This is a genomic window from Allobosea sp., from assembly GCF_051860145.1.
GTDB lineage: Bacteria > Pseudomonadota > Alphaproteobacteria > Rhizobiales > Beijerinckiaceae > Allobosea.
This window is the reverse complement of record NZ_JBHYEM010000007.1, coordinates 217,330-230,077: the sequence shown is the minus strand read 5'-3', so window position 1 is coordinate 230,077 and position 12,748 is coordinate 217,330. Positions and strand designations below refer to the sequence as shown.

11 protein-coding genes are annotated in these 12,748 nt (G+C 66.3%); 4 read left to right on the top strand and 7 right to left on the bottom strand.

Going from position 1 to position 12,748, the window contains the following annotated elements; translation table 11 throughout:
• Nucleotides 1–9: 9 nt before the first annotated feature.
• The 7 genes from ACTIF2_RS14740 to ACTIF2_RS14710 form a co-directional block, all read right to left on the bottom strand.
• Complete coding sequence (locus ACTIF2_RS14740) at nucleotides 10–654, bottom strand: FkbM family methyltransferase (RefSeq protein WP_439497836.1); 645 nt, start codon at nucleotides 652–654, stop codon at nucleotides 10–12.
• A gap of 115 nt (nucleotides 655–769) precedes the next feature.
• Nucleotides 770–1,753, bottom strand: a complete 984-nt coding sequence (locus ACTIF2_RS14735) for an NAD-dependent epimerase/dehydratase family protein (RefSeq protein ID WP_439497835.1) — start codon at nucleotides 1,751–1,753, stop codon at nucleotides 770–772.
• A gap of 12 nt (nucleotides 1,754–1,765) precedes the next feature.
• A complete protein-coding gene (locus ACTIF2_RS14730) occupies nucleotides 1,766–3,106 on the bottom strand; it encodes a nucleotide sugar dehydrogenase (protein ID WP_439497834.1) in 1,341 nt (446 codons plus the stop codon).
• Nucleotides 3,107–3,317: 211 nt separating this feature from the next.
• Entirely contained in the window at nucleotides 3,318–4,658 is a 1,341-nt protein-coding gene (locus tag ACTIF2_RS14725; protein WP_439497833.1) for a nucleotide sugar dehydrogenase, read from the bottom strand.
• 136 nt (nucleotides 4,659–4,794) lie between these two features.
• Nucleotides 4,795–6,528 (bottom strand): L-arabinonate dehydratase, encoded by a 1,734-nt coding sequence (araD, locus tag ACTIF2_RS14720; RefSeq protein WP_439497832.1) that lies wholly within the window; start codon nucleotides 6,526–6,528, stop codon nucleotides 4,795–4,797.
• A 152-nt stretch (nucleotides 6,529–6,680) separates the two neighbouring features.
• Nucleotides 6,681–7,613: a dihydrodipicolinate synthase family protein gene (locus ACTIF2_RS14715; RefSeq protein WP_439497831.1), complete on the bottom strand. Its 933-nt coding sequence runs from the start codon at nucleotides 7,611–7,613 to the stop codon at nucleotides 6,681–6,683.
• Nucleotides 7,603–8,307, bottom strand: a complete 705-nt coding sequence (locus ACTIF2_RS14710; protein ID WP_439497830.1) for a GntR family transcriptional regulator — start codon at nucleotides 8,305–8,307, stop codon at nucleotides 7,603–7,605. The genes ACTIF2_RS14715 and ACTIF2_RS14710 overlap by 11 nt, the downstream gene beginning before the upstream one ends.
• Before the next feature lie 213 nt (nucleotides 8,308–8,520).
• Here ACTIF2_RS14710 and ACTIF2_RS14705 point away from each other — a divergent pair, with 213 nt between their 5' ends.
• The 4 genes from ACTIF2_RS14705 to ACTIF2_RS14690 all read left to right on the top strand — a co-directional run bounded on the left by ACTIF2_RS14705 (nucleotide 8,521) and on the right by ACTIF2_RS14690 (nucleotide 12,734).
• Nucleotides 8,521–9,489, top strand: a complete 969-nt coding sequence (locus tag ACTIF2_RS14705) for a Bug family tripartite tricarboxylate transporter substrate binding protein (RefSeq protein ID WP_439497829.1) — start codon at nucleotides 8,521–8,523, stop codon at nucleotides 9,487–9,489.
• A gap of 180 nt (nucleotides 9,490–9,669) precedes the next feature.
• Entirely contained in the window at nucleotides 9,670–10,389 is a 720-nt protein-coding gene (locus ACTIF2_RS14700; RefSeq protein WP_439497828.1) for a ribonuclease activity regulator RraA, read from the top strand.
• 76 nt (nucleotides 10,390–10,465) lie between these two features.
• A complete protein-coding gene (locus ACTIF2_RS14695) occupies nucleotides 10,466–11,554 on the top strand; it encodes an SMP-30/gluconolactonase/LRE family protein (RefSeq protein WP_439497827.1) in 1,089 nt (362 codons plus the stop codon).
• A gap of 160 nt (nucleotides 11,555–11,714) precedes the next feature.
• Nucleotides 11,715–12,734 carry a serine hydrolase domain-containing protein gene (locus ACTIF2_RS14690; protein ID WP_439497826.1) on the top strand — a complete coding sequence of 340 codons (1,020 nt, stop codon included), beginning with the start codon at nucleotides 11,715–11,717 and terminating at the stop codon, nucleotides 12,732–12,734.
• Nucleotides 12,735–12,748 lie beyond the last annotated feature (14 nt).

Sequence of the window (12,748 nt, the reverse complement as noted above, 5' to 3'; positions counted from 1 at the left end):
TCTGCGACGCTAGGTCCGGGCCAACAGATCGGTTCTGACGAATAGGCCATCGACCTGAAGCATGCGCGGTGCCTGCGTGTCGGAAAAGCCCTGCTCGATCCAGATCGGCGTGAAGCCGAGATCGCCGACGGCGGACCAGATCGTCGGCAGCAGTTCCTGACCCTCGTAGAGCGGCACGAGCGACAGCTCCAACTCCAGGAACGCGACGCGATCGAGCCAGCCCGAAGCACCACGCAGCACCGGCAATTCGAAGCCCTGCGCGTCGATCTTGAGGAAGGTCCGCGAGGGCGCGATCGCCAGTTTCGCGAGTTCTTCGTCAAGCCGCGAAATCCGGATGCGCTCGGTCGAGACGATGGCGGATTCGGGCAATGCGGCAACATGGGAATCGAGCATCGGCAGGATCGAGCTCGAGACCGAGTTCCCGGCGATCTGCAGGTCGATCTCGCCCGCGGCTTCGCCGAGCGCCGAGCGGATGCCGGTCCACTGCCCATCTTTGCCCCAGCGCTGCGAGCACGCGCCAAAGGCCGTGGCCTGCGGCTCGAAGGAGACGATGCGCCCGGCATAGCCCCGATCGCGCATCCATCCGACGAACTGCCCTTCATTGGCGCCGACATCGACGACCAGATCGATGTCGAGCGCCCGCAGCCAATGCATGCGGACGTCATGCTGCGTCGCCCCGGTATAAGGGACTACGTCAAATCCGAACCGGCGCAGGAGCCGCCGCACGGGCCGGGCGACGGGCCGAAGCATGGAACGGGCAACAGACACGTCATGCTGCCGGCTTGAGATGCGCATTGGCGACATACCAAGGCGCGATGTCCTCGATCCCCTGAGCGATCGTGATCTTCGGTGCGTAGCCCAGCGCCTCGAGCTTCGTCGTGTCGGGGCAGCGGCGCATCGTCCCGCCCGCCGGCAGCGGGGTGGAGACGAGCTCCGCCTCGCGGCCGAACCAGGCGAAGATCTGCTCGACCAGGGTGCGGATCGTGATCTCTTCCCGGGTGCCGATATGGTAGACGTTGCGGTGCTCGCCCTTCTCGACCATGGCCAGGAGCCCGTCGATGAAATCGTCGATATGGACGAAGGAGCGCGTCTGCGAGCCGTCGCCCTGGATCTCGAAGGGCACCTTCCCGTCAGGGTGCTTGGCGATCTGTTCCTTGGCGCGCAGGATCAACTGCGGCAGCACATGCTCCCAGCCCATGTCGGGGCCGTAGACATTGTGCGGGCGGAAGATGATCGCCTTCTTGAACAGGTCCCGGTTGTAGTTCGCCAGCATGATCTCGGAGATCAGCTTCGACCCGCCATAGGAATAGCGCGGGTTCCAAGGATCCGGAATCGTCAGCGGCACGTCCTCGGGCGTCGGGACGACCGGCGGCGTCTGGTAGGCTTCCGAGGAGGAAGCCAGGACGAATTCGGTGATGCCGTTGCGCTTGGCCGCTTCGAGCGCGCCATACATGCCCCTGACGCCGACATCGAGCACGAGATCGGGACGATTGTAGAAATTCTCGGTGCCGTTGAGCGCGGCAAGATGAAGGATGCTCTCGCAGCCTTTCGCGGCCTCCGTCATGGCGTCGGCATCGCGGACATCGCAAGGGATCAGCGTGATCGACGGCAGGACGTCGGCCAGACGGGCGCTCGAGCCGCGCAGATCGTTGTCGACGACGCGGACGTCATGGCCATCCTTCACCAGGCGCCGAACCAGGGCGGAGCCGATGAAACCCGTACCGCCGGTCACAAGATACTTACGAATGGCCAAATCTCTATCTCCTCAGAGCCGCTCACTGCCGAGCGCGAGCGCCACGACACCGTCGGGCATGGATTCCATGATGTCATCGTGCATGTTCCAGAGATCGTAGACGATCCCCGGCCGGTGCATCGATGCCGCAAGCGCCGCCAGATCCATCTGCTGGAAGGCGGAATGGTTGTTCAGGAGGAGCACGATGTCGGCGCCCTCGAAAGCCGCGGCCAACGTCTTGACCATCGGAAAGCCGAAAAAGGCCGTGGCGGCGGCGGGCTCCACCGCGGCGTCATAGCCGCGGAACGTCGCGTCCGGGAAAGCAGCCTCGAGCTCGCGGAAGATCGGATAGGCCATGGTGCCGCGCAGATCGTCGGTCGGCGGCATTCCCTTGAAGGCCAGCCCGAGCAGGCTGATCACCGGCTTGGCCGGGAAGCCATTCAGGCGGCCGGCCCAGATCCTGGCGATGTCGGCCACGTCGGCGGGCTGCTCCTCGTTGGTGCGGCGGCCGGCGAGCGTGATCGGCATGTCGACGCCCCACTGCTTGGCGGATTCCACCAGGATATGCGGATCCTTCTCGAGGCAGGGTCCGCCGACCGGGCCGGGCAGGGCGACATTCGTGCGCGGATAGCCGAGCTTGCCAGCGCGGATGACCTCGCGGGCGGAGATGCCCATGCGCCCGCAGAGCTTGGCGATCTCGTTGGCGAAGCCGAAGGAGAGGTCGCGATAGGTGTTGTCGACCAGCTTGGTCAGCTCGGCCGCTTCCAGCGAGCCGACGACGACGGTGGTCGGGGTCATCTGGCCGAAGAACTGCTGGCAGCGCCAGCGGACGTCGGGGTCGTCGGCGCCAATGACCTGGGGCAGTTCATGGAGCTCGATCAGGGCGCGCCCCTCGAGCGTGCGTTCGGGGCAGAACGCGATCTGGAAGGATTTGCCGCTGGCTTCCAGGATCGGCTTGACCAGGTTGCGGGTCGTCCCGAGCTTGACCGTCGAACGCAGGATGATCAGGGCGCCGTCCTGCATATGCTCGACGACCTGCCGGGTCGCGTCCTGGGCCATGCCGAGGCGCGCATTGCCGTCCTTGTCGAGCGGCGTGCCGACCGTGATGATGTAGACCGAAGCCTTGACGCTGTCGTCGAGGGTTTTCGAGAAGGTCAGCTTGCCGCGCGCCACGACGCGTTCGAGCTTCTCCTTGAGGCGCGGCTCCCAGAAATGCGGCTCGCCCTTGGCAAGGCCCTCCAGCACCTCGTCACGCACCTCGGTGCCGTGAACCTGGAAGCCGGCATCGGCCATGGCGACCGCAAGGGTCAGGCCGACATAGCCCAGGCCAATCACGCAGACATGTTGGTCGGAAAAGGCTTTGGGGAGCGACACGGCGTTCTCGTCTTCTGGACTCGGGATGCTGACGGGGGAGCGTAAAAGCATTGCCGAGCGGATTTCGCAAGTGCGGTACCATGAAAGGCGGGGGTTGGGAACGAGGGCCGGCCGGCGGAAATCTCCTTGCTGTCCTCCTGCCCGCGCGGGCTCTCCTTGCTCCTTGCCTTGTCGGGTCGCTCGGCGGAGCGGCCCGGCTTCGAGATGTCGATCAGGCCTTGAAAACGTGATCCGCCGAGACTTTGCGGCGGGCACAGACATTGCGGGTATCGACGACCAGCCTGGAATGGCGAACGACGAGGTCGTAGTCGACATCGTCGTGATCGGTCGCGATCAGGACGGCGTCGAAACCTGACAGCGCCTCCTGCGTCAGGGGCACGCTTTCGCGGCCGGTCAATTCCGGGTGCTCGCGCGTCGGCCGAATCACCGGGACATGCGGGTCGTGATACTCGACCTCAGCGCCCCGCTTCTGGATGAGCTCGATCAGCTTGAGGGCCGGGCTCTCGCGGGTGTCCTCGATGTTCTTCTTGTAGGCGACGCCGAGCAGCAGGATCCGGGCGCCGCTGAAATTCTTGCGCAGCCGGATGTCGACCAGCTCGGCCAGCCGGTCGACGACGAGATAGGGCATGCCGGTGTTGATCTGCCCGGCCAATTCGATGAAGCGCGGGGTGATGTCGTATTCCCGCGCCTTCCAGGTCAGGTAGAAGGGGTCGATCGGGATGCAGTGTCCGCCCAGGCCGGGGCCCGGATAGAAGGGCATGAAGCCGAAGGGCTTGGTCTTGGCCGCCTCGATGACCTCCCAGACGTCGATGCCCATCGCCGCGTAGACCTGCTTGAGCTCGTTGGCGAGTGCGATATTGACCGCCCGGAAGATGTTCTCGCTGAGCTTCACGGCCTCGGCGGTGGCGGTGGAGGAGACCGGCACGGTCCTGGTCACGAAGGCGCCGTAGAGAGCATCGGCCATGGCGAGCGCGTCTGCGCCGTCACCGCCGATGACCTTGGGAATGGTCGCGGTGTTGAAGTCGAGATTGCCGGGGTCCTCGCGCTCCGGCGAGAAGGCGAGGAAGAAGTCCTCGCCGCTTTTCAGGCCGCTGGCCTTCTCCAGGAGTGGGCGCAGGACATCGTCGGTCGTGCCGGGATAGGTGGTCGATTCGAGGACGATGAGCTGGTCCTTGCGCAGGCACTTGCCGATCGCCTCCGTCGTCCTGACGACGAAGGACAGGTCGGGCTCGCGATGCCTGGTCAGCGGGGTGGGCACGGCGATCAGCAGCGCGTCGGGCTCCGACAGGCGGTCGAAATCGCTGGTCGCCTGGAACTGCCCGCTGCGCACGCCCTCGACGATCGGGGCGGTCGGGATATGCTTGATCACGCACTGTCCGGCATTCAGCTCGTCGACGCGCTTTTCGTCGATGTCGAAGCCGATGACGCGGATGCCCTGGCGCAGGATCATCAGGGCGAGCGGGATGCCGACATAGCCGAGCCCGACGATGCCGACCACGATCGAACGATCGCGGACGCGATCCGTAAATCGTTGCGCGGCCGGCGAATTCATGGGCAATCCTAACCTTGCGATCCGCCGCAGAATTGTCGGGGCCGTTGGCGCGCCAGCTTGTTCCAGAGTTCCCAAAGAGCGTCAACATGCGCGGACCGCGCCCGCCGTGGCGGTGACCGGAGGGTGGCGGCCGAGGTCAGTGGATCTCCGGCTCGGCGATGCGCTCCGTGCCTTCGAGATAGTCGAAATCGCAGCCCTTGTCGGCTTGGCGGATATGGGCCGCCGACATCTTGCCGTAGCCGCGGGCATAGTCGCGGTTCGGCGGCGACCATCCGGCGAGGCGCTCGGCGATCTCGGCATCCGTGAGCTCGACCGAGATGCTGCGCGCCTCGACATCGACGGCGATGATGTCACCGGTCCGGATCGCGGCGAGCGGCCCCTTGATATAGGCCTCGGGCGAGACATGCAGCACGCAGGCGCCGTAGCTCGTGCCGGACATGCGGGCGTCGGAAATGCGCAGCATGTCGCGCACCCCCTGCTTGAGCAGCTTCTTGGGGATCGGCAGCATGCCCCATTCGGGCATGCCGGGCCCGCCGACCGGGCCGCAATTCTTCAGCACCATGACATGGTCGGGCGTGACGTCGAGGTCCTCGTCGTTCACGGCGCGCATCATCGCGTCGTAATCCTCGAAGACCAGCGCCGGGCCGCGATGCTTCAGCAGCCGCGGCTCAGCGGCCGAGGGCTTGATGACGCAGCCATCCGGCGCGAGGTTGCCCTTGAGCACCGCGAGCCCGTTCGCCGTCGAGACCGCCTTGTCGAGTGGGCGGATGACGTTGTCGTCATAGACCGTGGCGAGCGCGATCGTCTCGGCGAGCGGCTTGCCGGTCACGGTCATGGCGTCGGTGTGGAGCTTGCTTTCGAGCTGCTTCAGCAGCGCTGGCAGGCCGCCGGCATAAAAGAAGTCCTCCATCAGGAATTCGCCCGAGGGGCGCAGGTTGGCGATCACCGGCACCTTGCGCGAGAAGGCGTCGAAATCATCCGGCGTCAGCGGCACGCCGGCGCGCCCGGCCATGGCGATCAGGTGGATGATCGCGTTGGTCGAGCCCGCGACCGCCATGTGGACGGTGAGGGCGTTCTCGAAACTCTTGCGGGTCAGGATCCGGTCGGGCGTCAGGTCTTCCCAGACCATCTCGACGATGCGCTTGCCGGCGGCCGCGGCCATGCGCGGATGGCCGGCGTCGGCGGCCGGGATGGCGGAGGCGCCGGGCAAGGTGAGGCCGAGCACCTCGGCATGGCTCATCATCGTCGCGGCGGTGCCCATCACCATGCAGGTGCCATGCGAGCGGGCGATGCCGCTCTCCATCTCGCGCCACTGCCCGTCGGTGATGTTGCCGGCCTCCTTCTCGGCCCAGTATTTCCAGACGTCGGCGCCGGAGCCCAGCACCTTGCCGGCCCAGTTGCCGCGCAGCATCGGGCCGGCCGGCACGAAGATGAAGGGCAGGCCGGCGCTGGTCGCGCCCATCACGAGCGCGGGCGTGGACTTGTCGCAGCCGCCGAGCAGCACCGCGCCGTCGAGCGGGTGGGAGCGGATCGATTCCTCCGCCTCCATCGCCAGGAAGTTGCGATAGAGCATCGTCGTCGGCTTCTGGTACTGTTCCGAGGCCGACATCACCGGGATCTCGACCGGAAAGCCGCCGGCCGCCCAGACCGCGCGCTTCACCGCCTCGGCGCGGTCGCGCAGATGGGTGTGGCAGGGGTTGATCTCGGACCAGGTGTTGAGGATGCCGATCACCGGCTTGCCCATGAACTCGTCATGGTTGAGCCCCATCTGCAGCGCCCGCGAGCGATGACCGAAGGAGCGCAGGTCGCTCGCCCCGAACCAGCGCCGGCTGCGCAGCGTCTCGGGCGTCTTGCGGGGAGGGGTGGTCATTGGGTGTTTCCTCGAATTCTTGGTGTTCTAACTTGGCAGATGGGCGGGGGCAGCGTCATGGTCGGGCTTGACCCGACCATCTCGGAAACCAGTGCCTTCTTGTCCTAAGATTCTCGGGTCTTCGCTATGCTCCGCCCGAGAATGACGCTCGCCTACTCCGCCGCTGCCCGCTGCGAGCCCCAGCTCCCGACGATCTTGCGTAGTTCGGCGCGCTCGCTCTCGTTCAGTTCGGGCAGGCCAGGCAGGCGCACCGGCCCGACATCCGTCCCGAGCAGGCCGAGCGCCTCCTTGACCACCGTGACATTGGCGCCGTTGCCGTATTTGGTCCGCATCGTCTCGAAACCGGCGATCTCGCTGACCAGGGCGCGGGCGCGGTCATAGTCGTTGGCTTCCAGCGCCTGCCAGATCGCGAGCGAACGCTCGGGCGCGACATTGACGAGGCCGGAGGTGAAGCCGCGGGCGCCGAGCGCGTGGAAAGGCGCGGCCCAGCCCTCGGCGAGGCCGCAGATCCAGTTCGCGCTGGTGCCTTCGGTGGCCCGCACGCATTCGGCCAGCAGCATCACGTTGGTCGAGGCGAACTTGACGCCGGCGACATTGGCGTGAGTGGCGACGCGGGCGAGGTCCTTCACGCCGATGGCGTCGGAGCGGATATAGGCGACAACCGGCACGCTCAGCGTATCGGCGATGGCGATGATGTAGTCCGCCTGCGATTGCGGCGCGGCGAAGGGGTCGAGCGGGTGATGCACCATCGCCGCGTCGCAGCCGGCCTTGGCGGCGAGCCTGCCGGTCGCGATCGCCTCGCGCAGCGAGCGGCCGATGCCGGCGGTGACCAGCGCCTTGCCGGCCGCGGCCTCTGCCGCGACGGCGTGGCTGCGCACCACTTCGTCGGTCGTCATCGGGTAGAACTCGCCGGTATTCCCGGCCGAGACGATGTTGTGGATGCCGGCATCAGTGATGCGGCGCACGATCGCGCCGGTGGTCTTCCAGTCAGCCTCGCCGTCGCCGGCCCAGGCGGTGACATGCACCCCGGAAATGCCGCGCAGGGCTTTGCGCACCGCATCCTGGCGCAAGCGGTCATTCGTCATAGGCCAGTCCCTCCGCATCCGAGCCGAACACCTGGCGCACATGGCTCTTGGCCGAGCGCACGATGTGGCTCCTCATCCTCTGTTCCGCGAGCTTGGGCTTGCGTTCGGCAAGCGCCTCGAAAATTCCCTGATGCTCGACGAAGCCCTGCCGTCGCTCGGCCGGTTCGCCCAGGAGCGCGATGCGCTGGGCGTGATCGTACATGCGCTGCCCGTCGAGCCGGCGCTCGAGATAGGCGCAGCCCGAAATCCGGTGGATCGCGCCGTGATAGGCCTCGTTGAGATTGACCAGGTCCTCGAGTTCGCTGTGCTCGGTGGCATGCGCCATGTCCTCGATCAGGCGCGACATCTCGGCGATCTCGGCATCGCTGATCCGGTTGGCGGCGATATGGGCCATGACGCTCTCGATCGCGGCCCGGCCCAGCGCCATTTCCAGCGCCTGCCGCGCCGAGAACAGCACGAAGACGCCGCGTCGCGCCTCGGTCCGGACGAGACCTTCGCTTTCCAGCTTGCGGATCGCATCCTTGACCGGCGTCGTGCTGACGCCGAGCGTCTCGGCCAGGTTGCGCTCGTTCAGCCTTTCGCCGTTCTGGAAGCGGCCGGCGACGATGGCGCGGCGCAGGCGCTCATGCACATGCTCGCGCAGGCTGCGGAGCAGATGGGGGGCGACAGGCTCGATCGTTGTGGTTTCAGTCATCACGGTCCCGGCATGCGCTGGTGCGAAAGGCCCGACTACCGTTCCTTCCGCGTTCGCGCTGCATCGCCGCACCAATCATCACAAACATCAAGCCCGGGCAAGTCTGAAATTTCAGATTTCAAATCTGGAATCCTGTGCTATGTCCTCTGCCACGAGCCCGGAACGGGCCGAGCCGGCCGCTGAGCCGGTCTGCAGCTTGGGAGGATGAACCTGATGAGAATGACGCGCCGCGCGGTGCTGGCCGCCGCAAGCCTGATGATTGCCCCGGCTGCCCTGGCGCAGTCGGATTATCCGTCGAAGGTGGTCACCATCGTGGTGCCCTTCGCCGCCGGCGGCACGACCGACCTGCTCGGGCGCATCCTGGCCGAGCGGCTCGGTGCACGCATGAACGGTCGCTTCATCGTCGAGAACCGGCCGGGAGCGGGCGGCAATACCGGCGTCGCCGCCGTCGCCCGCGCGCCTGCCGATGGCTACATGCTGACCATGGGCACGGTCTCGACCCATGCGATCAACCCCGGCGTCTACGCCAAGATGCCCTACGACCACATCAAGGATTTCGCGCCGATCTCGCAGGTCGCGAGCGTGCCCAACCTGCTGATGGTGAATGTCGACCTGCCGGCCAAGACGGTGCCGGAGCTGATCGAATTGCTGAAGAAGAACCCGGGCAAATATTCGTTCGGCTCGTCGGGCGCCGGCACCTCGACCCATATGGCGGCGGAGCTGTTCAAGGTCTCGACCGGGACCGACATGGCGCATGTGCCCTACCGCTCGAGCGGGCAGGTGACGCAGGACCTGCTCTCGGGCCAGATCCAGCTCACCTTCGACAACATCACCATCGCCTGGCCGCATGTCGAGGCGGGCAAGATCCGGGCGCTCGCCACGGCGACGCCGCAGCGGCTCGCCATCGCCAAGGACATGCCGGCGCTCTCGGAATTCATCCCCGGCTACGACGCCAGCTCCTGGCACGGCTTCTTCGCGCCCTCGGGCGTGCCGCAGGAGATCGTCGCGCGGCTCTCGAAGGAGACCCAGGAGATCCTGCGCGAGCCGGCGGTGATCGAGCAGCTCAGGAAGCTCGGGGTCGATCCGGTCGGTTCGACGAGCGAGCAGTTCAAGGCCCATATCGCGGCCGAGACCAAGCGCTGGGGCGAGGTCGCACAGAAGGCCGGCGTCAAGATCGAGTGAGGGCTAGCTCGACCGCCGCTTCGCGAGCCCTCATCCTGAGGAGCCGCGAAGCGGCGTCTCGAAGGATGCTCCAGAAGGCTCCGATGACGACTGGAGCATCCTTCGAGACGCGGCCTTACGGCCACTCCTCAGGATGAGGGCTGAGCTTCTTTTCCTCCGACAGCCAGGATTTTCAGAGCCATGACATCGACCGCACTGACGCCCGAGAACCGCAAGAAGCTGGCGCGCGTGTCCAGCGCCACCTTGACCACCGCGCTGTTCAAGCGTGGCTTTCGGAACGTCTTCATCCAGGATGTCAGGCCGCTGAACCCGGCGGCTCCGCGCATGGTCGGCGAGGCCTATACGCTGCGCTACATCCCGGCGCGCGAGGATCTCGACCATCTCGGCGTCTTCGGCGATGTCGAGCACCCGCAGCGCAAGGCGATCGAGGCCTGCCCGCCCGGCCATGTCATGGTGATCGACAGCCGCAAGGATGCCCGCGCCGCCTCGGCCGGCGGCATCCTGATCTCGCGGCTGATGCAGCGCGGCGTCGCCGGCGTCGTCAGCGATGGCGGCTTCAGGGATTCGCCCGAGATCGCGGCGATGCCGTTCCCGGCCTATCACAACCGCCCGAGCGCGCCGACCAACCTGATCCGGCACCACGCCGCCGAAATCAACGTGCCGATCGGCTGCGGCGACGTGCCGGTCTTCCCGGGCGACATCGTCGTCGGCGATGGCGAAGGGGTCTGCGTCATCCCGGCCCATCTCGCCAACGAGGTGGCCGAGGAGGCCTACGAGCAGACCGCCTATGAGGACTATGTCGAGGAGCGCGTGCGCGCCGGCGACGGCATTTTCGGGCTCTATCCGGCGAACGAGGCGACCAAGGCGGCCTTCGCCAAATGGCGGCCGGGCTGGTCCTGAACAAGGCTTCCGGCGCCGCGGGAGATGGTGCCGGCAGCGATCACCGCAACGACAAGATCCTGGGGAGGAAACAAGAATGGACACGTCTCGTCGTCATCTGCTCGGAGGCGGCCTGGCCGCGGCAGCATCCGCGCTGGCCGGGTCGGCTCTCGCGCAGGCTTTCCCGTTCAAGCCGAACCAGCGCTATCCCGATCCCGCGGTCGAGATCCTCGATCCGGGCTTTGCGAAATACCGGATCTATTCGAGCAGCGTCGAGCAGCTCGCGACCGGCATGCGCTGGGCCGAGGGACCGGTGTATTTTCCCGACGGCCGCTATGTGCTGCTGAGCGACATCCCGAACAACCGCATCATGAAATATGACGAGGTGAAGAACAGCTTCACCGTCTTCCGCGAGAACGCGAACTTCGCCAACGGCAACACGCGCGACCGGCAGGGCCGCCTGATCACCTGCGAGCATTCGGTCATGCGCCGCGTCACGCGGACGGAGAAGAGCGGTAAGATCACGGTGCTGGCTGACAAATATGACGGCAAGCGCCTGAACGCGCCCAACGATGTCGTGGTCAGGTCCGATGACACGATCTGGTTCACCGACCCGCTCTTCGGCATCAGCGGCGAATGGGAAGGCTCGCGCGCCAAGCCGGAGCAGGCGACTACCAATGTCTATCGCATCGGCAAGGACGGAAAGCTCACCGCGGTCGTCACCGACCTGGTGAACCCGAACGGGCTGGCTTTCTCGCCCGACGAAAAGAAGCTCTATGTCGTCGAATGGCGCGGCACGCCCAATCGCAGCATCTGGAGCTTCGACATCGATGCGCAGGGCGCGGCGTCGAACAAGACCAAGGTGGTCGATGCCGCCGATTTCGGCGCGCTCGACGGCTTCAAGGTCGATCGCGACGGCAATCTCTGGTGCGGCTATGGCAGCAACGGCGCGCTCAACGCCGAGGCCACCGAGGCGGGCGGGCGCAAGGTCTTCGGCCTGAGGGGCAAGCCCGAGGATCTCGACGGCGTGATGGTGTTCAGTCCGGCCGGCAAGCCGCTCGCCTTCATCCGCCTGCCCGAACGCTGCGCCAATCTCTGCTTCGGCGGACCGAAGGGCAACCGACTCTACATGGCGAGCTCGCACTCGCTCTATGCGCTCTATGTCGAGGCGCACGGGGCGGTGTGAGGGAACAGGCGGGGGTGAGCGCGCACGAGCGCCCGTGCTGCAGGCTCATCTTCCGCGCCTACCCCGCAAGCATGGAGGCAAGCAGGCGTCTGCGGCATGGCGGCCAAACCGGTCCTGAGCCTATCATCCATGCGATGGGGCGAATCGGCTGGAGATCGCCATGCAATCTGCGCTCAAGCTGGTGCTGGCGCCCGTCCTGGCGATCGTCCTGTCGGCAAATGCTCAGGCCGAGCCGGGCAAATCCTGGCAAAGCGCATCGCCCGCCACAGCCGGCTGGGGCTCGGCTGCGCTGACGCTCGGCGAGGATTACTTCAAGGCTCAAAACCCCACCGCGCTGATGATCGTCCAGGACGGGCGCATCGTTGCCGCTCACGGGGATGTCGGCCGCAAGGTCAATCTCGCCTCGGTCCGCAAAAGCCTGCTCGGCGCGCTCTTCGGGATCGCCGTCGCCGAGAAGCAGATCGCCCTCGGCAGCACGCTCGCCGCGTTGGGGATAGACGACAAGCCGCCCGGTCTCTCAGCTGTCGAAAAGCAGGCGACGGTGCGCGACCTTCTGATGGCGCGCTCCGGCGTCTATCACCCGTCGGCTTACGAGACCGGCGCCATGCGCTGGAGCAGGCCCGAGCGCGCCAGCCACGCGCCTGGAAGCTTCTGGTTCTACAACAACTGGGACTTCAACGCGCTCGGCACGATCTACCGGCGGGCGACCGGCAAAGACATCTTCGAAAGCTTCGCGCGCCGGATCGGCGAACCCGTCGGCATGGAGGATTTTTCGGCTCGCGACGGGCGCTATGTCAGCGAGCCGAGCTCGATGCATCCGGCCTATCCGTTCAGCCTGAGCGCGCGTGATGCGGCCCGGTTCGGCCTGCTGATGGCCAATGGCGGACGCTGGCAAGGCAGGCAGATCGTGCCCGAGGGCTGGGTCGCGGATTCGATGACGCCCTATTCGGCGACCGATCGCTCGGACCGTGGCTATGGCTATCTCTGGTGGACGCTTCGGGCAGATCAGTTCGGCCCGCGGGCTGCGATGGCCTCCGGATATGGTGGGCAGGCCATTGCCGTGATGCCCTCGAAGCGGCTCGTCGTCGTCCAGACCGTCGACCTGAAGAGCGGCAAAAAGGCTGTCCGGACGAGCCGCTTCGTGGATTTCCTGGGCAAGCTGGTTGCCGCTGCCCCGTAGAGCAGCGGCATGAG